Genomic DNA, 22368 nt, shown 5'->3' with positions numbered 1-22368 from the left:
AATGCCGCAAGTCGCAGTGCGCAGTGCGCAGGGCGACGACACGCCCCGGGGATTCCTCAGGCGACCGACAACCTGAACACCGCAACGGCTTGCACCAGCCGCTCGGCCTGGCTCCTGAGGCTGGCCGCTGCGGCAGCGCTTTCTTCCACCAGTGCCGCGTTCTGCTGTGTGGCCTGATCCATCTGAGTGACGGCATGCCCCACTTGCGCCACGCCATCGCTTTGCTCGGTGGAAGCAGCGCTGATCTCGCCCATGATGTCTGTCACACGCTGGATGGCGGCGACGATTTCGGTCATGCGGGAACCGGCTTCGTCCACCAAGGCGGTGCCCTGGCCCACACGCTCCACGCTGGCGCCGATCAATGCCTTGATTTCCTTGGCGGCTTCCGCGCTGCGCTGGGCGAGGTTGCGAACTTCGCCTGCCACCACCGCGAAGCCTCGACCCTGCTCGCCGGCGCGTGCCGCTTCCACTGCTGCGTTCAAGGCGAGGATGTTGGTCTGGAAAGAGATGCCGTCGATCACGCCAATGATGTCGCTGATGCGGCGGCTGGAGTCGTTGATGCCCTTCATGGTTTCCACCACTTCGCCGACCACCGCTCCGCCCTTGGCGGCCACTTCGCTGGCGCCCACGGCCAGCTGGTTGGCCTGGCGCGCGTTGTCGGCATTCTGGCGCACGGTGGAGCTGAGTTGCTCCATCGAGGCAGCGGTTTCCTCCAGCGCGGAGGCCTGTTGCTCGGTGCGCTGGCTCAGGTCCTGATTGCCCTGGGCGATCTGCGCACTGGCTGTGGCCACGTTCTCGGAGTTCTGGCGCACTTCGCGCACCACGGCAGCGAGCTTGACCTGCATGGTGTTGAGTGCCTGCAGCAGCTGGGCAATCTCGTCTCTGCCGGTGGCGACGACCGGCGTGGTGAGATCACCGTCCGCCACCAGCTCGGCGGTGTTCACCGCACGTTGAATGGGCGTGGTGATGGTGCGGCTGAAGACCACGCCACCCGCCACACCCACCACGCAGACGATGGCCATCAGCGCAAGGCTGACGGTGGTGGCGCGGCGGGCCTCGGCTTGCGCCTGGTCCGCCAGTGCGGCGCTGTCTGCGGCAATTTTCTGCACCGCATCGTTCAGCAACTGGGCGGGTGCCCGGTCCATGCCGCTGACGGCCTTGTCGCCCACGGCGTGGTCAAAGCCCGAGGCTTTGAATGTTTCGAATGCGGCACGGTAGTTGTTGCCCATGGCGCCGTGCGCGGCTGCGAATTTCTGCACCAGTTCACGGGCCTCCCCTGGAGGCAATGCCGCAGCGAGCAGGGAGGACTGTTCGGCCATTTCCTTTTCGATGGTGTTGAAGGCTTTCCAGTACTTGTCCAGTTGTGCGGGATCTTTGCCGCGCAGCAGGGTGTTCTTCCATTCCTGCACCTGCGTCTTGAACTGGCTCAGCAGATGGCTGGCCTCGGCAGCGCGGGTGTGACTTTCGTGAACTTCCGTCTCGAAGGTCTTGATGGCGTGATTGAGGCTGTAGATGCCTACAAGGGCGGCAGCGGCTACCAGCAGGAGGCCGGCGGCAAAAGCCAGTGGCAGTTTCAGTGCGATCTTCATGGGGTTTCAGGCAAGGGGGGAAATGGCCTCCATGGTGATCGATTGGGGCGTCTGGCGGTACCCGGATAAGCGGGATGCCCCCGCCGCTTTTCACATTTCAGCTGGCGGAATGTGGGGCAGGGCTGTCACCCGCTGCCTCTGCCGACCGAGCATGCCACTGCCCGGTTCCACCACGTCGCCCGCCTTCAGGTAGCGTGGCGGCTTCAGGCCCATGCCCACGCCTGCGGGCGTGCCGGTGGTGATGAGGTCACCGGGGCGCAGCGTCATCACCCGGCTGCAATAGCTCACCAGCTGCGCGCAACTGAAGATCATGTGGCGGGTGTTTCCGGTCTGCATGCGCTGGCCGTTCACGTCGAGCCACAGGTCGATCTGCTGCGGGTCGCCCACTTCATCGGCCGTGACGAGGTACGGCCCGATGGGACCGAAGGTGTCGAAGCCTTTGCCTTTGCTCCACTGCCCGCCGCTGCGCGCAATCTGGTAGCCGCGCTCGGACACGTCGTTGGTGAGGCAGTAGCCCGCCACGTGCGCCAGGGCATGCCGCTCGGAGACGTTGCGCGCCTCCCGGCCGATCACCACGCCCAGCTCCACTTCCCAGTCGAGCTGGTTGGCGCCTTCCGGCAGCAGGGTGTCGTCATTGGGTCCGCAGATGCAGCTGGTCCACTTGGCGAACAGGATCGGCTCCGCTGGAATGGGCAGGCCTGCTTCGGCGGCGTGATCGTGGTAGTTCAGCCCGACGCCCACGTAGTTGCCGATCCCGCTCCAGGGCACGCCCAGGCGAGTTCCTGGCTCAACGATGGGCAGTCGTGCGGCATTGAGTGCGCCCAACACTTGCAACACCTCGGGAGCCAGTGTCCGGGGGGTGAGGTCGTCGAGCAGGGCAGAGAGGTCGCGAATGTGCCCCTCGGCGTCGAGCAGTCCAGGCCGCTCGTGGCCCGCGGGACCGTGGCGCAGGAGTTTCAAGCGCCACTCCCGGTCTTGCGTTCGAGCAGGCGCGCCAGGGCGGGGCTGAGCCCCTGGTGTGGTTTTTGGGGTGGCGGTGCAAAGCTGCCGCAACGGGCATGGCCGGGCTGCAGCGCGACGAGCGACTCCGCATGGCGCACGGCGCTGGACACGCCGTCGACCGCCGGCACAGGCAGACGGCCGCGCAGTGTGCGGGCCAGACCGGCCAGTGGAGCCCCGGCCAGCACGATCACGTCGGCGCCGTCTTCTGCCACACAGCGTTCGGCCAGCGCCACCAGTCGTTCACCCTGATTGCCTTGCACGTTGCCGATGTCCTGCAAGGGTTCGTCGAGCCCGCGGATGCTGGCGAGCCGGCCCTCAAGCCCGTAGCTCTGGACGGTTTCCCGGTACCAGGCGCGGATGCGCTGTGAAATGGCGACGATGGAGAAGCGGTTGCCCAGCAGGCAGGCGCTGGCCAGGGCGGCCTCGGTCAACCCCGTGACCGGGATGTCCAGCACCTCGCGCAGCGCAGGCAGTCCGGGGTCGCCAAAGGCCGCCACCACCACCGCGTCGAAGCGTTCGTGGTGCTGCGCCACCAGCTCGGCCGTGGCGTAGGCGCCAATCATGGCCTCGAACCGCGTTTCAATGTAGGCCACGCCGAACGGCGCGGTCAGCACCTCGATCCTCGTGTCGGGGGCAGCGCTGCGTTCTGCCTCCGCACGAATCAGGTCGGAAACACTCTGGGAGATGTTGGGGTTGATGAGCAGAAGGCGTTTCATCATTTCAGCAGGTTGGGCAGCGTCATGGCAATCGCCGGGATGAACGTGGTCAGCAGCACGACCACGATTTCACAAAGGACGAAGGGTATGGCCCACTTCGCCGCTTTGGCAAACGATACATTGCCCATCTGCGCCGCCAGGAACAGCCCCACGCCCACCGGGGGGGTGAGGTGGGCCAGCGAGAGGTTCACGGTCATCGCTGCGCCAAACTGGATCAGGTCCATGTCGATCGCCAACAGGGTGGGCTTGAACAGGGGCACCAGCAGGTACATCGCGGCAATCGGTTCGAGGAACATGCCAGAGAGAAAGATGATGAACTGCATCACCAGCAGGATCACCACCCGGCTGCCACCGCTGACCGCGTGCAGCATCTGGTCGAGCAGCTGGGCCACGCCCTGTGTCTGCAACACCCAGGCGAACACGGCCGACATGGCGATCATCATGCCGATGACACCGATGGTCTTGCCGGATTGATAGAACACTTCGGGCATGTCCTGCCAGCGGATCTGCCGGTACACCAGGCGATCAACGATGATGATGTAGACCACGGCCACTGCCGCAGCTTCGGTGGCGGTGAACACGCCGGAGTAGATGCCACCCAGGATGATCACCGGCGCCATGAGCCCCCAGAAAGCCTCGCGCAGTGCCTTGAAGAAGATCGGCCAGGAGCGCGGCACCTCGGCTGGCCGATAGCCTTTCACCATGGACAACGTCACGGTGTAGCCACCCAGCAGGAGCAGCATGAGCAGGCCGGGCATGACGCCGGCGGCGAACAGTTTGGGGATGGACGTTTCCGTGATCACGCCGTAGATGATGAAACTGATCGAGGGGGGAATCACCACGCCGAAGGTGCAGCCCGCCGCCACCACAGCCACGGCAAAAGGGCGTGGGTAGCCGGAGTTGGCCATGGCGCCAATGAGGAAGCTCAGCGCTGCCACCGTGGCGATGTTGGAGCCGCTCATGGAGCCGAGCACGCAGCCGGTGACGAGGGTCGTCAGCGCCAGGCCGCCTGGCATGCGCCCGAAGATGATTTCGGTCAGGCTCACCAGCCGCGCTGCCACGCCGGTGCGTGTCATCAGGTTGCCGGCGATGATGAAGAGCGGCGTGGCCAGCAGCGTGAACGAGTCAAGTGAACTCGACACCACGAAGGGCATCATGCTCAATGGTGCCGCCCCGAGCACCACCATGGTGAACAGTGTGGCACCACCCAGCGCCACGAACACCGGCGCATTGAGCGCGAGCAGACCGAAGAAGACGAAAAAGCCAATGACGGCCGGGTTGCTCAGCAGTTCCATGTTGCTTGTCCTTGTGCTTGATGAGCGCCGCTGTTCATTCGGCCACCGCATTGCGCGGGTGGTAGGCGCCGGCCTTGAACCCTTGCGCCGTGCGCAGGATGGCCAGCGCATAGGCCACCAGGGCAATGCCATTGATCACCCACACCGGAATCCCCGAGGCCAGGCTGGTCTGTCCGCTCTCCAGCGCCTGCCGGGTGGAGCCCAGGCTCTGCCAGGCCAGCACCACGAGCACGGTGATCACCAGCACCGTGACCAGCACCTCCACGAAGCGCTGGCCGCCGGGCGGGAACTTGTGCACCAGCAGCGGAATGCCGCCGTGCTGGTTGTTGCGGCAACCCGCTGCTGCACCCACCAGCGCCGCCCAGAGGAACAGGTATCGCGCGAGTTCCTCGGACCACGCCATGGGCTGCGAGAACACGAAGCGCGAGAGCACCCCCGCGAACACCAGCACGACGATGCCGGCGCAGGACAGGGCGATGAACCAGAATTCGGCGCGGTCCAGCCAGTGGCCGGCGCGCGACCAGGGGCCGGTTGACCTGTCGGTCGTGGGGGTGTTGCTCATGGCGAAACTCCTGGGTCAGATGGGTATCAGGGCTTGCGGACGCGGGCGACCTCGGATTCGACGGTCTTCATCAGCTCTTCGCCGATCTGCTTGCGAAACCCGGGCATCACCGGGTCCAGCTTCGCCTTGAAGGCGTTGAGTTCGGCGGTGGTCGGGGTGTACACGTTCACGCCGGCGGCCTGCATCTTCCTCACCAGGTCGGCTTCCTCGTCATCGGCCACTTTGCGCTGGTGCGCCATGGCTTCGGTGGCGGCCTTGCGCACCAGCGTCTTGTCGGCGTCGGTGAGCTTCGACCAGAAGGTGTTGCTGGCGATGAAGCCCACAGCTTCGAAGGAGAAGTTCACCACCGAGATGTTCTTGCTCACCTCATAGAAGCGCGATGAATAGATGAGCGGAATGGGCGAGATGCCGCCGTCAATGGCGCCGGCCTGGAGCGCGGAAAACACCTCGGCGAAGTTCATCGCCACCGGGTTGGCGCCGATGGCCTTCCAGGAGTCCAGGTACAGGTTGAGGCCAGGGGTGCGAATCTTGACGCCCTTCAGGTCGTCGGGCGTCTTCATGGGGCCCTTGTTGGTGTAGAGCTGGAAGAAGCTGCCAGAACCCCATCCCAGGGCATGCAGGTTGCGCGACTGCAGGTGCTTGTTCAGGCGTTCGCCGATGGCGCCGTCCATCACGGCCATGGCGGTTTTGGAATCGGGGAAGGCCCAGGGCACGGACATCACCATGAAGTCAGGGTGCAACTGGGCCAGCCAGGGCGTGGTCTTCATGATGATCTCAACGGCGCCGGCCTGAGCCATTTCAAGCTCGACGCGGTCGTTGCGGCCGGAGAGCACACCGTTGGCGTGGATCTCCACCTGGTGACGCCCGCCGCTTTCGCGTTCGACGATCTCCTTGAAGCGCTTGGCGCCCACCACCCAGTTGGAGGTGTCGGCGACGTTCGTGGCGATCTTGATCTTGGCCGCCATGGCAGGCAGCGCCAGCATGGTGGACAGGCCGGCGACGGCGAGCATTCGAGTCAGTTGGGACATGGCAATTTCTCCTTCGGGTGCAGCGGTGGAAGACTGGCTCACGCCAGAACGGGTGGGAACGGAACGGGATGGCGAAAACGCGCGGGTGCGGCGGCCTGCAGGTGCCAGGCGGCCCGCAGCACAGTGGCATCGCGCCAGCGCGGTGCCACGAGCTGGACTCCGATGGGCAGGCCTTGCCGGTCCAGCGCGACCGGCACCGAGCAGGCTGGCGCGTACACGTGGTTGAACACCGGCGTGAAGACGGCATGGGCGCGTGGCGAAACGGACCGGCCAGCGATGCTGCGCGGGCCCAGGTCCTGGAGCGGCCAGGCCACGCAGGGCGTGGTGGGCGTCAGCAACAGGTCGAAGGTGCTGAAGAAGTTCGCCAGGCTGCGGTACAGGGCTTCGCGATGCAACAGCGCGTTGGCCACATCCGCACCGCGCAGACTCAGCCCGCGTTCGATCTGTGCGCCGATGTCGGGATCGAACAGCTGGGGGTTTCTCCGGAAGGCGTCCCCGTGGATGGCAGCCAGACCGCTGAACTGCAGCGGCATGAGCGCGTCCTCGCTGGTGCCCTGCGGCCAGGTGGGATCGGCTTCGACGACGTCTGCGCCCGCGTCGCGCAGCCAGGTGGCGGCCTTTGCCGCGGCTGCTTCGACGTCCGGGTCGACCACCACGTCCAGCCCCAGGCGGGGGCTGAAAGCAACCCGCAGGCCGCGCATGGATTCCGCCAGTTGGCCGCCCATGGCGGGAACGGAAACGCCTGGCACGCACAGGGGGTCGCGCGGGTCTGCGCCGGCCACTGCGTCGAACAAGGCCGCAATGTCCTCCACAGTGCGCGCCATGAGCCCCACCACGCTGTTGCCGAACACCGGCTCGGCAAAGCCGATGGGGTGGGCGATGGCACCCGCGCTGGGTTTGAACCCCACCACGCCGGTGTGGGCTGCAGGGCGGCGTGTGGAGCCACCACCGTCGGTGCACAGCGCCAGATGGCCCATGCCAGCGGCCACCGCTGCGGCAGCACCGCCCGAAGATCCGCCTGGCGTGCGTTCGGTGTCCCAGGGGTTTCGAGTGGCACCGTGCACGAGGTTGGTGGTGTTGCCCTTGCAGGCGAACTCCGAGCAGTTGCTGCCGCCCAGCGCCACACCGCCCGCCGTTTGCAGGCGGTCCACGGCAACCGCGCTGGCGGGCGCCACGAAATCGGCGAACAGTCGCGAACCCTGGCTGGCAGGCCGACCTTTCATCCAGAGGTTGTCCTTCACCGAGAAGGTGGCGCCTGTGAGCGTACCGGTGCCGCCGGTGGCGGATTTCAGCCGCTGGTCCACCGCCTCGGCGTCGGCCAGCACGCGCTCGGGGTCGATGTGAATCAAGGCGTTGAGCACCGGGTTGCAGCGTTCCATGTGCACCAGCGTGGCCAGTGCGACTTCGCGGGCGCTCACCTGACGCGACTGCACCAGGGTGGCCACTTCGACGGCGGTGACGTCGATGAGGTTCATGTTCTCGCTCCTGCCGGACCCAGCGTGGGTTTGCCGCAGACGAGGAAGCGACCTTGCCCCGCTCGGGGATGGAACTGCCCGTCCCACACGACCTCACCACCCACCAGCGTGATGCCGGGCCAAGCCCTGAGCACTCGGCCTTCGTAGGGCGTGTAGTCGACGTTGTGGTGCAGGTCCTGATTGCGCAACACGCGCTCGCCTTCGTCCCAGACGACCAGATCGGCATCGGCGCCGATGGCGATGGAGCCTTTGCGTGGGTGCAACCCGTAGGCCTTGGCCGGGTTGGTCGCGACCAGCTCGACAAATTTCTCCAGGGTGATGCGACCGCCCAGGACCCCTTCCGAATACAGCAGGGCCAGCCGTGTCTCGATGCCGGGTATGCCGTTGGGAATGTGCCGGAAGGGCACCTCCTGGCCGGCGGGCTTCTTGCCGTCGTCACCCTCGTAGCGGAAGGGGGCGTGGTCGGAGCTGAAGATGGTGAACAGGCCGTCGTTGAGGCCGTCCCAGATCACTCGCTGGTTGGACGCGTCCCGGGGCGGTGGACTGCAGACGCAGCGTGCCCCTTTGTAGCTGTCGTCCAGGCCCAGGTCTTCGGCGGTCAGGAACAGGTATTGCGGGCAGGTCTCGGCGTACACGCGCAATCCGTGCGAGCGTGCCCAGCGGATCTGTTCGACCGCTTCCTTGCCGGAGACGTGAACGATCAGGATGGGCACGTCCACCAGTTCGGCCAGCGAGATGGCGCGGTGGGTGGCCTCTCGCTCCACCAGCATCGGCCGGGCGTGCGCATGAAAACGCGGCGCAGTGCGGCCAGCGGCTTCCAGCCGGCGGGTGAGCCATTCGATGGCATCGGCGTTCTCGGCGTGGATCATCGCCATGGCACCTTGCTGGCGTGCCACGGAGAGCACGTCCAGAATCTGGCCGTCGTCAAGCTTGAGGTCGTCGTAGGTCATGTAGACCTTGAAGGACGTGTAGCCCTCAGCGATCAGCGTCGGCAACTCCTCTTCCAGGACCGTGGGTGAGGGGTCGCTCACGATCAGGTGGAACGCGTAGTCCACATGTGCCTTGCCATCGGCCCGCCGGTGGTAGTCCGCCACCGCCGCACGCAGCGACTGGCCCTTTTCCTGCGCAGCAAATGGAATGACGGTGGTGGTGCCGCCGCAGGCCGCCGCCCGGGTGCCCGAGTCGAAGTCGTCCGCCATGCGCACGGGCGGGGCCATGGGCTGGTCCAGGTGGCAATGGGCGTCCACACCGCCAGGCGTGACGACCCGGCCGCGCGCATCGAGCTCCCGGTCTCCGGCCGCCAGGCTCAGCCCCAGGCCGGCTATGCGACCCCCCTTCACACCAATGTCGGCGTCAAACACGTCGCTCGCGGTGGCCACGCGGGCGTTGCGGATCACGAGGTCGAAGCGCTCAGTCATGGGGCAACTCCGCACCTTGGTGATCCGTCTGCACCGACTTGGTGTGAACAATGATGTCAACAGTGCGCATGGGCGATGAATTTTCCATTGGGTCTGTGTAAAAGCGAAATCTGTGCCAGATGTTGACAAAGATGTTTACATCGTCGAAGCACCAAATGCTAGTAGCTTTGTTTGTTGTCAACATCAGTGTTTACTCTAGTGTCGACATTTGCATTCTGGCGGTAGAGTCAACCCCATGTCTGAATCGACAATCCCGCACGTGCTTTGCCAACATGGCGCGACGCGCTCTATACAATCGCGCCAGTCCGGGTCCACTGTCCAGGCCCCCCAATCCCCCCATCCCATGCCACGACAACCTCGAACCACCTTGCCGCAAGCCCAGCTCGAGCAGGAGCGGGGCAACGACGAGATCTACGAGCGGATCTACGTGGCGATCCTGGAGCACCGGCTTCATCCGGGCACCAAGCTCGGCGAAGACCGGCTGGCCAGCATCTTCAATGTGAGCCGGGCGCGCATTCGCGAAGTGCTGGCGCGGATGGCCCATGAGCAGATCATTGATCTGTACCCGCAACGGGGCGCTTTCGTGGCCCGGCCCACACCCGAGCAGGCCATGGATGTCTTCGAGGCCCGACGCCTGATCGAACCCGCAGTGATCCGCCGGCTCATCAACACCCTGACGCCAGACAAGGTGGCCCGGTTGCGGCAGCACCAGGAACTGGAAATGGACGCCCGCCGGCGCGACGACAAGAGAGCCGTGGTGCGCCTATCCGGCGAGTTCCATCAGTTGCTCGCCACGCTGGCGGGCAATACCGCGCTGGCCCGCAGCCTGCGCGAGCTTTCCATGCTGACGTGCCTGATCATCTTTCTCTACGACGCACCGACCGCGAACAGCTGCCGTGCGGATGAACACTCCAGCATCATCGAAGCGATTGCCAAGCGCGACGCGGCCCGCGCCGAGAAGCTCATGCTCGAGCACCTCGATCACATCGAGAAGAGCCTCACCCTGCACAGCGCCACGGTGGAAGTGGACCTGGAAGCCGTGTTCCGGGACTGATTCAGCTGTCCAGCGCCAACCGCGCCGCATCCTCCACCGACAGCGCCGCGCCCTCCGTCAGGAGCGCCGAGACGAAGTAGGCCGGCATGGCTTCGCGCAGCGCGGACAGGGTGACGTCGTAGGCATGCTGTTCGTTGGGTGGGCGCACGGCACCCCGGCGCGAGAACTCGGCGTCTGAGCAGCCAAAGGCCAGTGCGGCATCGCCCAACCGGCCTCGCTTGCCAGCGAGGTAGGCGAACAGGTCCAGCCTCTGCCAGAGCGTTCCGTCGCGCAGGCCGTCCTCAAACGCCTGGCGGGCGGCGCGCAGGGCTTCGTCGAGTTCACCGCGTTCGGCCAGCGCCAGGCACTGCGCGGCCCATGGCAGCGGCGGATGCGGTTCGGATCGAATGGATGCTTGCACGCTGCTCCCGGGGTGTGGATGGCAAGGCAAGCCGCAGTCTAGCGAAGCTGCTGCACCGCAGCAACCCCGGCTGGCCGGGTCGGCTCAGAGATCACCGCAGCGTGACCAGCGCCTCGACTTCCCGCCCCAGTTCGATCACCGCCAGCGCGTAGTAGCTGCTCCAGTTGTAGCGCGTGACCACGTAGAAATTTTCAGTGCCGGCCACGTAAGTGGATGGTGCGCCTGCGTTCTCCAGTTCCACCAGGGCGAGCTTGCCGCTGTGCTGCGCCGCGGCGGGGCTGTCGATCAGCACGCCTTTGGCGTTGAAGGTCTCCACACCGAAGCTGGGCAGGATGTCGGGAGCGAGCAGGGCATCGAGGTCGTCCTTGCTCTGGTTGGCGTCGAAGCGCACGGGGTAATGCGTGGGCAGGCCGGTCTGCCAGCCGAAGGCCTTGAAGTAGTTGGCCACGGAACCGATCACGTCGGCCGTGCTGTTGAAAAGATCGACCTTGCCGTCGGCGTCGAAGTCGATGGCGTACTTGATCCAGCTGCTGGGCAGGAACTGTGGCCAGCCCATGGCGCCCGCGTAACTTCCGAGCAGGCTCTGCGGGTCTGTGCCGGTGCGCTCGGTGAGGCTGAGGTATTGCTCCAGTTCGCTGCGGAAGAACTCGGCGCGGGCAGCCGCGCGCGGGTGGCTGGCGGGAAAGTCGAAAGCCAGCGTGGAGAGCGCGTCGATCACCTTGTGGGTGCCGGTGTGGCGGCCGTACAGCGTTTCAACCCCGATCACCCCGACGATGAGACTGGCGGGCACGCCGAACGCGGCTTCGGCGCGCGCGAGTGTTTCGCGGTTTGCTTCCCAGAACTGCTGGCCGGCGCGCAGGCGAACGGGTTCGATGAACCGTGCGCGGTAGGCGGCCCAGTTCTTGGGTGCGCCGCTGGGCGCGGGTTGCATGAGGCGGATGACCACCGGCAGGCGCTGGGCCTGGCCGATCTGCTGGCGCACCCAGACGGGGTCGAGGTCGCGGCGCTGGGCGAGGTCAGAAGCGAAGGCCATGGCGGCTTCGCTCTGTGCATAGTGGAAGGCTGCGGGGGCTGGCCGAGCAGCGGGGCGCGTCTTGGACGGGCTGCCTTGCGCCCAGGTGTTGCCCGTGAGGGTGAAAACGGCGACCGCCAGCCCGGCGGCGTGCATCAGGAAGCGGGTGTCGAATTTTTTCCGGGCCATGCCAGTTGCCTGAACTCGCGCTGCAAGGCGGCGAGGGTGATGGGGTTCTTGGAGTCGGGGCGGCCGTAGCGCTGGGCTTCGAGCCGAAGCAGCCATTGTGCAATGTCGGCCTGAGGTCCCCAGCGTTGCTGCGCCTGGCGCGCGAGTTCGCGCGGGGGCGTGTGGTCGGCGCTGGCAATGCCCAGGGTCTGCAGGCGCGCGCGCGCGCGGCGCAGCAGACGCAGCCAAGGGTCGTGCTGTTGGCGCTCCCACAGTGTCCAGGTTGCGCCCACGAGGCTGACCAGCACCACCACGCCGATCAACACGGTGACCAGGTCGGTCCAGGTCGGCGACTGGAAGCCCAGGCGCTTGAGCAGGTCGAGCTGGCGGCCTTGCGTGTAGTTCAGCACCCACTGGCTCCAGCGGTTGTTGACGGCCTCCCACACCTCGCGCATCTGCGTGAGCAGGGTGGGATTGAGGTTGCGCAGCGCGCCCGCCAGCGCGCCTTCCGGGGCGGCCAGGCGTTCGAGCGAGCCGATGCGCCCGGGTGCCACGGCCGAGGTGGGGTCCACGCGCACCCAGCCCTGGCCCTGGAGCCAGACCTCGGCCCAGGCGTGGGCGTCGCGCTGGCGTACGGTCCAGAAGCCGTCCAAGCCATTGAGTTCGCCACCCTGGTAGCCCGTGACGATGCGCGCGGGGATGTCCAGCGCGCGCATGAGCACCACGAAGCTGCTGGCGATGTGCTCGCAGAAACCCTGGCGACGGTCGAACCAGAACTCGTCGGCCGTGTGCTGGCCGAACACGCCGGGCTCCAGCGTGTAGCTGTACCCACCGGTGCGCAGGCGCTCAAGCACGGCATCGACCAGTGCCGGATTCGAGTTGCCATGCTGGCGCCGCAGGTCTTGCGCGAGCGCGAGCGTGCGCGGGTTGAAGCCGGGGGGCAGTTCGATGTGGTCCTGCAGCGCCACGGCGGGTTCCAGCGGGCCATGGCGAAAGCTGGTGTGGCTTTGTGCGCGGTAGCGAACCAGGCTGCCGATGGGGCGGTCGGCGAGCCATTGCAGTTCGCGTGTCATGCGAACGCGCATGTCGGGCAGTTCGGGTGCTTGCGTCGCCGCTTCCAGCAGGAACAGCCAGGGCCGGCGGTTGGCTTCCATGGTCACTTCGTAGCGCACCGCCTCGCCCGCCACCGCCAGGTTGAGCGGCAGCGCCAGTGCGTCTGGAAAGCCCGAGCGCACCGGCCGCCATTCGGCGCCGTCGAAATCGCTGAGCACCGGGCCGCGGAAGTAGAGTTGGCCCTGGGGCGGCGGCTGGTCGTCGAATTTCACCCGGAAGGCGATGTTGTCGTCGAGCACGAGCTGGGCGATCTGGCCCACGCGCATGCTGTTGGACAGGCCACTGCGGCCGGCCGCGTCGTCGCCCGGTGTGCCCCACAGCGGTGAGAGGCGCGGGAACAGCAGGAACAGCACCAGCATGATGGGCGCGCCCATCAGCGCCATGCCCCCTGCGATGCGCGCGGCCTGCCCCAGTGTGGGGCGCCCGACCGGCATGTGCGCATTGACCAGCGCCGTCAGCAGCGCCATGAGTGCGATCAGGATGCCGGCCGCGGTGAGCAAAGTCTGCGAGTAGAAAAAGTGCGTGAGCAGCATGAAGAACGAGAGGAAGAAGATGACAAACGCATCACGCCTCGCGCGCATCTCCAGCGTCTTCAGTGCCAGCAGCACCACGATGAGCGTGACGCCGGCATCGCGCCCCAGAATGGTGCTGTGGGTGGCCCAGGTTGCGCCCAACAAGAGTGCGAGCAGGCCGATGCGCCACGACCAGCCGGGCAAGGGCAGGCCGCGCAGGGTGAGCGTGGTGCGCCACGCCAGCACACTGGCGGTGAGCAATCCGCACCACCAGGGGATGTGGCCCACCTGAAGGAACACCACCCAGCCAATGACGGCCAGAAGGAAAAGCGTGTCTCGCGTTTCTCGGGGCAGACTCGTGAGCGATTGATGGAGGTTCTTCAGCACAGCGCCAGCGCCTCCAGGCAGCGGGCGCGGTGCGAGGCACCCTGGTCCGGTGTGATTTCTCGGCCCGGCACGCGCAGACCGTAGTCCAGACCGAGGCGATCGGCCATCAGCACCCAGGCCGTCAGACGCGAGAGACGGGACTCCAGCCCGCTGTGGCCGCCGCAGTTCGTGTGATCGAGCCAGAGTTGCTGGCGCTGGCTGGAGAGCGCGTCGCGGCTCACCAGTTCGTCACGGCCCGAGGCGAAGGCCTGCGCGGCTTTTTTCCACACCACGGCTTTTATGGGGTCGCCTCGCTGGTAGGCGCGCACGCCGTCGAATTCGCCGGTGCTCTGCACGCGCGCGAGGCCCGAGCTGCCCGCCTGTGGCTCCCCGGGTGGCAGCGGCGGCGGGTGGCTTTCGGGTTCGGGGTACACCAGCACCGGGGACGCCGGGCGCCACACCGTCCATACACGAAAGGTACCCAATGGGAACAGCGTGTGTGCGGTCAGTGGTGGCAGCGTGTGCAGGCCGCGCCGTGGCGCAGGCCAGCTCACCTGCAGCTGGGTGCTGCCTTGAGGCGGCACGTCGGTCCATGCCAGCGGGGCGTGGGCGGCATCGACGCCGATCACACCCATGCCGATGCCGTACCGAGTGCGCCTTCGCTCACTGGTGAGTCGCACGCCGAGCAGCGCGGCCTGCCCGGCATGCACCGGTTCCGGGGGGTCCAGGTGCAGGGTGGTGCCGCGCAGGTTGCCGTGGCACACATGCATGCCCACCGCCGCCGTGCCGGCGAGCAGGAAGGTGAGCAGGTAGCCCAGGTTCAGCTCGTAGTTGATGCTGGCGAGCAGCAGGATGAGCAGTGTGAAAGCCAGCATCCAGCCCGCCCGCGTGGGCAGGATGTAGACATTGCGCTGTGTGAGGGTGAGCGTGTCCGTGCGAGGAAGGCGGCTGTGCCACCAGCGCTGCACCCGCTCGCGAACCAGGCGAATGGGGCTGTCCATTTCCTAGGGAAGTGGAATCGCTTCCAGCATGGCGCGGACCTGCTCCACTGGCCCGCGCCCCGCATCCCGCACCGGAATCAAGCGATGAGACACGGTCTGCGGCAGGATGGCGGCGATGTCGTCGGGCGCCACGTAGTCGCGCCCGTTCAAGTAGGCCTGGGCCTTGGCCGAGCGCACCACGGCGAGTGCGGCACGCGGGGAGAGGCCCTGCGCGAACCAGCGCCCACTGCGCGTGGCGGCCACCAGGTCCTGCAGGTAGTCGAGCACTGGCTCGGCGGTGTGTACCTGGCTCACGGTGTGCTGCAGGTCCGCCAGGTCGGCAGGGGTGAGGGCGGGGGTCAGACGTTCGAGCATGCCGCGCCGGTCCTGGCCCCGCAGCAGTTCGCGTTCGGCGGCGCGGTCCGGGTAGCCGATCGACAGGCGCATGTGGAAGCGGTCGAGCTGTGAATCGGGTAAAGCGTAGGTGCCCAGCTGATCGTGCGGGTTCTGGGTAGCTATCACGAAGAACGGCTCGGGCAGGACGCGCGTTTCGCCTTCCACCGTCACCTGCCTTTCCTCCATGGCTTCGAGCAGCGCGCTTTGCGTCTTGGGGCTGGCGCGGTTGATCTCGTCGGCCAGCAGCACCTGGGCAAACACCGGGCCCGGGTGGAAGACGAAATCCTCGCGGCCGCGCTCGTAGATCGACACACCCACGAGGTCGCTGGGCATGAGGTCGGCAGTGAACTGCACGCGCGAGAACTGCAGGCCGAATGAGCGCGCCAGCGCATGCGCCAGCGTGGTCTTGCCGACGCCTGGCACGTCTTCGATCAGCAGATGACCGCCCGCCAGCAAGCACGCCACACAGTCCGAAACCTGCTGCGATTTGCCCACAATCACCGTGTTAAGCTGACTTAGCAGCAGTTGAATTCTTGTGTCGGCTTGCATGCCGCGAACCATACCGTAAAACCGCCATGAGCCAGGCCACCGGGTATTTCACCCACCGGGATTGTTGGAGACATGAAATGGGCGCCGGCCACCCGGAATGCCCCGAGCGGCTGGATGCCATCGAGGACCGCCTGCTCATCTCCGGACTCGACGTGGCGCTGGAGCGGCGCGAGGCCACCGCCGCTTCACTGGCCGACCTCGAACTCGCGCACGGCCGCATGCACCTGGCCTCTCTGCGTGGTCTGTGCGAGGGCCTGAAAGACGAGATCAATGCCGGTGGACCTGCCCACGCACAGGTCGACCCCGACACCGCCATGAACGCCCACAGCTGGGACGCCATCCTGATGGCCGCCGGCGCGGCCATCGACGCAACCGACGCCGTGATGGCGGGTGAAATGGCCAACGCGTTCTGCGCCGTTCGCCCGCCAGGCCACCACGCCACGCGCAACCAGGCCATGGGATTCTGTTTTGTCAACAACGTGGCCGTGGCGGCGAAATACGCGCTGGAGCGCCATGGCCTGCAGCGTGTGGCCATCGTGGACTTCGACGTGCACCACGGCAACGGCACCGAGGACATCGTTGCGGGCGACGAGCGCATCCTCATGTGCAGTTTCTACCAGCACCCCTTCTATCCTGCCTGGGATCACTCCAGGGCCAGCAACCTGGTCAACCTCCCGGTGCCGGCCTACACCAAGGGCATGGAAATTCGCGAGCTGGTGGACATGCACTGGTTGCCCCGACTGGAGTCGCACCGACCGCAGATGATCTTCATCAGCGCCGGCTTCGATGCGCACCGCGAAGACGACATGGGCCAGCTTGGACTGGTGGAGAGCGACTACAGCTGGATCACCTCTCGCATCAAGGAGGTGGCCCTGCGCCACGCCAGGGGCCGCATCGTGAGTTGCCTGGAAGGCGGCTACGCGTTGAGTGCGCTGGGGCGCAGTGTGGAGGCGCATCTTCGCGTGCTGGCCGACGTGTGACCCATGACACATCCTGACATTTCCCAACCACCTGAACCGGTGCTGCTGCACGAGCGCGATGCACGCGGTGTGCATACCCTCACCTTGAACGCGCCGCGCAGTTTCAATGTGTTGTCCGAGACCATGCTGATGGCCTTGCAGGCGGCGATCGACGCGGTGGCTTCCGACCCGCAATCGCGGCTGGTGCTGATCGCCGCCCAGGGCAAGGCCTTCTGCGCCGGGCACGATCTCAAGGAGATGCGTGCGCACCCCGATCTCGTCTACTACCAGGCGCTGTTCGCCCGCTGCTCGCGGCTCATGCTGTCCATCCGCCGGCTGGAGGTGCCCGTGTTGGCGCGGGTGCAGGGCCTGGCCACGGCGGCGGGTTGCCAACTGGTGGCGCAGTGCGATCTGGCCGTGGCCAGCGACAACGCCAGCTTTGGCGTGAACGGCATTGATGTGGGTCTGTTCTGCGCCACGCCCGGCGTGGCCCTGTCGCGCAATGTGTTGCCCAAGCAGGCCATGGAGATGCTGCTCACGGGTGATTTCATTTCCGCCGACCAGGCCCGCGAGCGCGGCCTCGTCAATCGCGTGGTGGCACCGGATGGTCTGGATGCCGAAATCGAGCGGCTGGCTCAGCGCATCCTGGCCAAGCCGCGCGAAGCGCTGGCCATGGGCAAGGCCCTGTTTTACCGGCAGCTGGAGACGGGCCTGGAAGCCGCCTACCAGCTCGCCGGCCAGACCATGGCCTGCAACATGGTGCACGAGGTGGCGCAGGAAGGCGTGCAGGCGTTCATCGACAAACGCGCGCCGAGCTGGCGCGGTTGATCTTCGGCAATTCACCAACTCACGATGCACGGTTCCATGGCCACCACAGCACCCCAACCCATCGACGACATCGGCCGCTGGCTGGAAGGCTTCACCCAACCCACGGTGCTGGTCGAGCTGGCTGCACTGGTGGTGTGCATCGCTCTGGCCTGGGGCCTGAGCTGGGCGCTGCGCAATGTGCTGCGCATGCAGGACGAAAAGACCTCGGTGTTGTTCGGTCGGCGCCTGATCGACGGGGCGATGTTCCCGCTGGTGCTGCTGTTGCTGGCCTATGTGGCGCGAGCGATCGTCACCAAGCTGATGCCGCTGGCCGCCTTCAAGGTGGCGATTCCGGTGTTGGTCGCGCTCGTGGTCATTCGGGTGGGCGTCAAGGTGCTGCAGGTGGCCTTCACCACAGCGCCCTGGGTGCGGGCGCTGGAGCGCACCATTTCGTGGATGGCCTGGCTGGCGATGGTGTTGTGGGTCAGCGGTCTGCTGCCGGTCATACTGGCCGAACTGGATGACATTTCCTGGAAGATCGGCTCGACCACCTTGAGCCTGCGCACCTTGATCGAAGGCATCGTCACCGCGGGCGCCGTCTTGATTCTTTCGCTGTGGGTGTCATCGGCCATTGAGACCCGCTTGTTGCGCAAGGCGGTGGGCAGCGACCTCTCCCTTCGCAAGGCGGTGAGCAACGCCACGCGCGCGTTGCTCATGTTTGTGGGCCTGATCATCGCGCTTTCCGCCGTGGGCATCGACCTCACGGCTCTTTCGGTGCTGGGTGGTGCCATTGGTGTGGGCATTGGCTTTGGCCTTCAGAAACTGGCGTCCAACTACGTGAGCGGCTTTGTGATCCTGGCCGAACGCAGCATGCGCATCGGCGACAACGTGCGGGTGGACAATTTCGAAGGCCGCATCACCGACATCAATGCGCGCTACACGGTGATCCGTTCGCCCACGGGACGAGAGTCGATCGTTCCCAATGAACTGCTCATCATCAATCGCGTGGAAAACCTGTCTCTGGCCGACAACCGCGTCTGGCAGTCCACGGTGGTGTCGGTGGCCTACGACAGCGATGTGGCTCTGGTCACGAGCCTTCTGCAAGCGGCCGCCATGGAGCATGCGCGCGTCCTCAAGGACCCTGCGCCCTCGGTGGCGCTGTCCAATTTCGGGGCCGACGGCCTGGAATTCACCCTGGGTTACTGGATTGCCGATCCCGAGAACGGCACGCTCAACATCCGTTCGCTGATCAACTTCAGTGTCCTGAGCGCATTGCGCGAGAACGGCATCGAGATACCGTACCCGCAGCGAGTGCTGCACGTGTTGCGCCGCCCGCCGCGCGAGGAGCCTCCAGCGGCAGCGCCACCTAGCGATTCATGAAACCGGGTAGCCAGAGGGTAATGATCGGGAAGGCGATCAGGATGCCGAGACGGACGACGTCGGCCAACACGAACGGCCAGACACCCCGGTAGATGCTGCCCAGCCGGACGGTGGGCAACAACGAGTTGATGACGAACAGGTTCAGGCCCACCGGCGGTGAGATCATGCCGATCTCCACAATGGTCACGATCAGGATGCCGAACCAGATCGGGTCGAAGCCCAGGCCGGTGATGACGGGAAAGAACACCGGTATGGTCAGCAGCACGATGGCCAGCTCTTCCATCACCATGCCCAGGGCCAGGTAGATGCCCATCATGACCACCACCACCATCACGGGGTGTGGGCTGAACTGCAACACGAAATCGCGCAGATCGCCCGGCATGGTGGTGAAGTTGATGAAGTTGGTGAAGATCATCGCCGCGATGAGAATCGTGAACAGCATCGCCGTGGTGCGAGTGCTCTCGACCAGAATGTCCATGAGCACGCGGGGCGTGAGCGTACCGCGCAGCAGCGCGAAGAAGAACGCGCCCGCCGCGCCGACACCTGCCCCTTCCGTGGCGGTGAAGACTCCGCCATAGATGCCGCCGATCACCAGTGCGAAAAGCAGGGCGACGCCCCAGATCCCTCGTATGGCACCCAGTCGCTGTGGCCAGGTGAACCTGGGGGCACGCGGGCCGGCATCGGGATCGCGCCAGGTCACGTAGACCACGCCCAGGCAGAGGCATGTGATGGCCACCAGACCGGGAAGAATGCCGGCGATGAAAAGCTTGCCGATGTCGGTTTCGGTGATGATGCCGTAGATCACGAGGATGGTGGACGGCGGGATCAGAATGCCGAGCGTGCCGCCCGAAGCGATGGCGCCCGTGGCCAGTGTGTCCTTGTAGCCGTGCGCCTTCATTTCCGGGTAGGCCACGCGCGCCATGGTGGCGGCGGTGGCGATGGACGAGCCGCAGATGGAGCCGAATCCGCCCGAGGCGATGATGCTGGCCATGGCGAGGCCGCCTTTGCGGTGCCCTACGAAGGCGTTGGCCGCGGTGAAGAGTTCGCGCGCCATGCCCGCGCGGGCCACCAGGTTGCCCATCAGCACGAACAGCGGGATCACCGAAAGCACGTAGTGGAATCCGGTTTCGAAGATCACCTGGCTGGTGCTCGCGAACGCCGGCTGCCAGCCGCGCAGCAGGCCCATGCCGACGAGACCGGCGATGGCCATCGCCACCGCGAGAGGAATGCGCATGAAGGCCATCGCGAAGACGGCCACGAAACCCAGCAGCGCCTCGATCATGAAGGTGTCCTTTCGCCGACAACCGCAGGCGGATGATGGGGCGTCGGGACAGGCACCACGACAAAAACGAACAGCAGATGCACCAGCGCGGTGAGGAGCAGGAACAGAGCCATCATCCAGGCCACCGGCGCAATCGCCAACTGGAGGTACACCGTGGTGTCACCATATTCTTCGAAACGGACCGCGCGCGTGGTCATCAGATAGGCCAGAAAGCCAAAGACACCGGCGCAGACCAGATTGACCAGGCGGATCTGGATGGAGCGAAGCCAGTCGGGGATGAAGCCATCGAGCGAGTCGAACACGACGTGCTCGTTGCGCCACGACACCATGGGCAGGGCACCGAAGATCACGATGACCATGAGGATCTCGGTGATCTCCAGTCCACCGGGCACCGAATGATTGAAGAAGCGGCGGCCGGTCACGTCGACCAGGGTGAGCCACATGATGCCGAACAGGGCCATGGCGGCCATGAGCCCGGCGGACCAGCGCAGCATGCGCTCCAGCGTCTTGAGCATGGTGTCGGGATGTTGATGTGAAAAGGCCGGCGAGCAATCTGCTCCACCGGCCATGGATGGTGGGTCCCGAGGTCAGTCGGGTTATTTCGCCTTGGCGATTTCGGCGCGGAACTCGGCCAGCACGGCCTTGGGGTCCTTGAGGCCTTTGGCCGAGGCGGCTGCGGCCCATTTGTCTTCCAGCTCACCTTGCTTGGCGGCCACGGCCTTCACGAAGGCGTCGTCGGCCTGCACGCGGGCCACACCCTGGGTCTTCTGAAGTTCGCGGCTGGCCGCGTCCACCTTGTCCCAGCCCTCGCCAAAGGTGCGCGCAGCCACCTCGCCGGAGAGCTTGTCGACCACCGCCTTGTCCTGCGCCGACAGTGCGTCGTACTTCGCCGGGTTCATCATGAAGACGAAACTGGTGTTGTACAGGCCGCCGGGGAAGGTGGTGGCGTGCTTGATCATGCTCAGCCGGAAGGAGGCGATGGACTCGTCGGGGAAGAAGGTGCCGTCCATCACGCCGGTGGAGAGCAACTCGAACGACTCGGGTGCCGGCTTGAGCGTGGTGTTCCATCCCATGGCCTTGGAGAGCTCGTTGATGTTGCCGCCACCGATGCGGAACTTGAGCTTGCTGGCTTCGGCCGCGGAAGTCACCGGTTGCTTGGCATTGAAGATGATGCCGGGGCCGTGCGTGAACACCGAGAGCACCTTCACGCCGCGGTGCTCGCCCAGCGGAGCGAAATACTTGCTGTAGATACGCTGGTAGGCCACCGAGGTGGCGGTGGCGCTGTTGCCCAGAAACGGAAACTCGGCCACCTGGGTGTTGATGAAGCGACCTGGCGTGTAGCCATCGACCGTGAAGGAAATATCGGCCAGCCCATCGCGCACGGCGTCGAAGGTGCCGGGTGCCGCTGCCACGGCCTTGGGAAGGATGTTGCACTTCATGCGGCCCGCGCTGTCTTTTTCCAACTGGTCGCACCAGGCCTTTTGCGCCATGCTCAGCGTGTGGGTGGGCGGCACCCAGCTCGAGACGGAAAACACCGTCTGGGCCGAGGCCACACCGCCGAAGAAGGCGGAGGACGAAAGGGCCGCAGCCACAAGCAAGCGAAGTTTCATGCATGGTCTCCTGGAGGGGGGGTAGTTGATTACTCAACATAAGCAGTTGAGCATGTCCCACTATAGGCGAGCACCTGCGTTTGTGGCCTCCAGACTTACCCGGATTCGCCGACCGCGTGGTTGGTTAACGGTCGTTGCGGCGACAGTCGTGGTTGGGATGCGCCCTCGGACGGCTGGCCGGACGTGACGGTCGCCAGCATGCGCGCACCTGCGGCCAGTTGCTGGTGTTCCGGCACGTGGTTCAGGTCGCCGAACAGGCGCCGGGCGTTCTCGGGCGGGCAGGTGGCTCGCGCGGCCAGGTACCACAGCCGGAAGATGTGCGCTTCGTCGGACAAGGGCATCTGGCGCGCGAGGTTCATGGCTGCGGCAAACAGAAAGTCCGCCGCATGGGCAGCCGTGTGTCGGTGGCCACGCTCGCCGTTGTCGTGGCTGCGCCAGGCGGGGCTGTGTACCAGGCGTTGCAGCCGGCGCGCGCGGCCCAGGCCCCGGTCCACTTGCCATTGGGGCTCCCAGTGGCGGACGGGGTCTTCGATGCCATCCTGTGTGGCGGTGGTCCGCGCCAACGCCTGGGCCAGGGCGTGGGCGCGTTCGGGGTCGGTGCGGCTGAACAGCAGCCGAACGGATTGACTGAGCGCGCGCATGTCGTTGAGAGAAGGGCGGGTTGACATGCCGCGAAGTTAGGCCATGCCCCAGGA

General features: G+C 65.8%; 21 protein-coding genes. 4 read left to right on the top strand and 17 right to left on the bottom strand.

The features are described from left to right. Positions 1–56 precede the first annotated feature (56 nt). The 8 genes from AB7F11_RS11970 to hydA form a co-directional block, all read right to left on the bottom strand. Positions 57–1589 carry a methyl-accepting chemotaxis protein gene (locus tag AB7F11_RS11970; protein WP_428288820.1) on the bottom strand — a complete coding sequence of 511 codons (1533 nt, stop codon included), beginning with the start codon at positions 1587–1589 and terminating at the stop codon, positions 57–59. Positions 1590–1679: 90 nt separating this feature from the next. After that, a complete protein-coding gene (locus AB7F11_RS11965; protein WP_428300009.1) occupies positions 1680–2549 on the bottom strand; it encodes a fumarylacetoacetate hydrolase family protein in 870 nt (289 codons plus the stop codon). Beyond that, a complete protein-coding gene (locus AB7F11_RS11960; RefSeq protein WP_428288822.1) occupies positions 2546–3310 on the bottom strand; it encodes an aspartate/glutamate racemase family protein in 765 nt (254 codons plus the stop codon). The genes AB7F11_RS11965 and AB7F11_RS11960 overlap by 4 nt, the downstream gene beginning before the upstream one ends. Continuing rightward, positions 3307–4602, bottom strand: a complete 1296-nt coding sequence (locus tag AB7F11_RS11955) for a TRAP transporter large permease (protein ID WP_428300010.1) — start codon at positions 4600–4602, stop codon at positions 3307–3309. The genes AB7F11_RS11960 and AB7F11_RS11955 overlap by 4 nt, the downstream gene beginning before the upstream one ends. 34 nt (positions 4603–4636) lie before the next feature. Then, positions 4637–5164: a TRAP transporter small permease gene (locus AB7F11_RS11950; protein ID WP_428300011.1), complete on the bottom strand. Its 528-nt coding sequence runs from the start codon at positions 5162–5164 to the stop codon at positions 4637–4639. Positions 5165–5190: 26 nt separating this feature from the next. Then, positions 5191–6192 carry a TRAP transporter substrate-binding protein gene (locus AB7F11_RS11945; RefSeq protein WP_428289806.1) on the bottom strand — a complete coding sequence of 334 codons (1002 nt, stop codon included), beginning with the start codon at positions 6190–6192 and terminating at the stop codon, positions 5191–5193. A 38-nt stretch (positions 6193–6230) separates the two neighbouring features. Next, positions 6231–7667 carry an amidase gene (locus AB7F11_RS11940; RefSeq protein ID WP_428289807.1) on the bottom strand — a complete coding sequence of 479 codons (1437 nt, stop codon included), beginning with the start codon at positions 7665–7667 and terminating at the stop codon, positions 6231–6233. After that, positions 7664–9085, bottom strand: a complete 1422-nt coding sequence (hydA, locus tag AB7F11_RS11935; protein WP_428289808.1) for a dihydropyrimidinase — start codon at positions 9083–9085, stop codon at positions 7664–7666. The genes AB7F11_RS11940 and hydA overlap by 4 nt, the downstream gene beginning before the upstream one ends. A gap of 343 nt (positions 9086–9428) precedes the next feature. Here hydA and AB7F11_RS11930 point away from each other — a divergent pair, with 343 nt between their 5' ends. After that, positions 9429–10139, top strand: a complete 711-nt coding sequence (locus AB7F11_RS11930) for a GntR family transcriptional regulator (protein WP_428289809.1) — start codon at positions 9429–9431, stop codon at positions 10137–10139. A gap of 1 nt (position 10140) precedes the next feature. Here AB7F11_RS11930 and AB7F11_RS11925 read toward each other — a convergent pair whose 3' ends face one another. From AB7F11_RS11925 to AB7F11_RS11905, 5 genes are all read right to left on the bottom strand, one after another. After that, a complete protein-coding gene (locus AB7F11_RS11925) occupies positions 10141–10539 on the bottom strand; it encodes a hypothetical protein (RefSeq protein WP_428289810.1) in 399 nt (132 codons plus the stop codon). Positions 10540–10630: 91 nt separating this feature from the next. Beyond that, positions 10631–11740 (bottom strand): lytic murein transglycosylase B, encoded by a 1110-nt coding sequence (mltB, locus tag AB7F11_RS11920; protein WP_428289811.1) that lies wholly within the window; start codon positions 11738–11740, stop codon positions 10631–10633. Further along, positions 11707–13728 carry a transglutaminaseTgpA domain-containing protein gene (locus AB7F11_RS11915; RefSeq protein ID WP_428289863.1) on the bottom strand — a complete coding sequence of 674 codons (2022 nt, stop codon included), beginning with the start codon at positions 13726–13728 and terminating at the stop codon, positions 11707–11709. Before AB7F11_RS11915 ends, mltB begins: the two co-directional genes overlap by 34 nt. After that, complete coding sequence (locus tag AB7F11_RS11910) at positions 13725–14711, bottom strand: DUF58 domain-containing protein (protein ID WP_428289812.1); 987 nt, start codon at positions 14709–14711, stop codon at positions 13725–13727. Before AB7F11_RS11910 ends, AB7F11_RS11915 begins: the two co-directional genes overlap by 4 nt. A gap of 3 nt (positions 14712–14714) precedes the next feature. Beyond that, positions 14715–15635: an AAA family ATPase gene (locus AB7F11_RS11905; protein WP_428289813.1), complete on the bottom strand. Its 921-nt coding sequence runs from the start codon at positions 15633–15635 to the stop codon at positions 14715–14717. 26 nt (positions 15636–15661) lie between these two features. Between AB7F11_RS11905 and AB7F11_RS11900 the strand changes: the two genes are divergently transcribed. Genes AB7F11_RS11900 through AB7F11_RS11890 form a run of 3 tightly spaced genes read left to right on the top strand, consistent with a single transcriptional unit; the run spans position 15662 to position 18781 of the window. Next, positions 15662–16615 (top strand): histone deacetylase family protein, encoded by a 954-nt coding sequence (locus AB7F11_RS11900; RefSeq protein ID WP_428289814.1) that lies wholly within the window; start codon positions 15662–15664, stop codon positions 16613–16615. Between the two features lie 3 nt (positions 16616–16618). Further along, entirely contained in the window at positions 16619–17422 is an 804-nt protein-coding gene (locus tag AB7F11_RS11895) for an enoyl-CoA hydratase (RefSeq protein WP_428289815.1), read from the top strand. A gap of 36 nt (positions 17423–17458) precedes the next feature. Further along, positions 17459–18781, top strand: a complete 1323-nt coding sequence (locus AB7F11_RS11890) for a mechanosensitive ion channel family protein (protein WP_428289816.1) — start codon at positions 17459–17461, stop codon at positions 18779–18781. On the opposite strand, the gene AB7F11_RS11885 is transcribed toward AB7F11_RS11890, so the two are convergent. The 4 genes from AB7F11_RS11885 to AB7F11_RS11870 all read right to left on the bottom strand — a co-directional run bounded on the left by AB7F11_RS11885 (position 18768) and on the right by AB7F11_RS11870 (position 22341). Beyond that, on the bottom strand, positions 18768–20063 hold the full coding sequence (locus AB7F11_RS11885; protein WP_428289817.1) for a TRAP transporter large permease: 1296 nt from the start codon (positions 20061–20063) through the stop codon (positions 18768–18770). The two genes, AB7F11_RS11890 and AB7F11_RS11885, sit on opposite strands and share 14 nt — an antisense overlap. Then, the gene (locus tag AB7F11_RS11880) at positions 20060–20578 is read right to left on the bottom strand and encodes a TRAP transporter small permease (RefSeq protein ID WP_428289818.1); all 519 of its coding nucleotides are present in this window, start codon (positions 20576–20578) and stop codon (positions 20060–20062) included. Before AB7F11_RS11880 ends, AB7F11_RS11885 begins: the two co-directional genes overlap by 4 nt. Before the next feature lie 81 nt (positions 20579–20659). Beyond that, positions 20660–21673: a TRAP transporter substrate-binding protein gene (locus tag AB7F11_RS11875; protein WP_428289819.1), complete on the bottom strand. Its 1014-nt coding sequence runs from the start codon at positions 21671–21673 to the stop codon at positions 20660–20662. Between the two features lie 95 nt (positions 21674–21768). Further along, positions 21769–22341, bottom strand: a complete 573-nt coding sequence (locus AB7F11_RS11870) for a hypothetical protein (RefSeq protein ID WP_428289820.1) — start codon at positions 22339–22341, stop codon at positions 21769–21771. Between the last annotated feature and the right edge of the window lie 27 nt (positions 22342–22368).

Origin of the sequence: Hydrogenophaga sp. (assembly GCF_050250835.1) — a bacterium.
Classification (GTDB): domain Bacteria; phylum Pseudomonadota; class Gammaproteobacteria; order Burkholderiales; family Burkholderiaceae_C; genus Hydrogenophaga.
The sequence above is the reverse complement of the archived record's forward strand: the minus strand, read 5'-3'. Positions and strand labels throughout refer to the sequence as shown.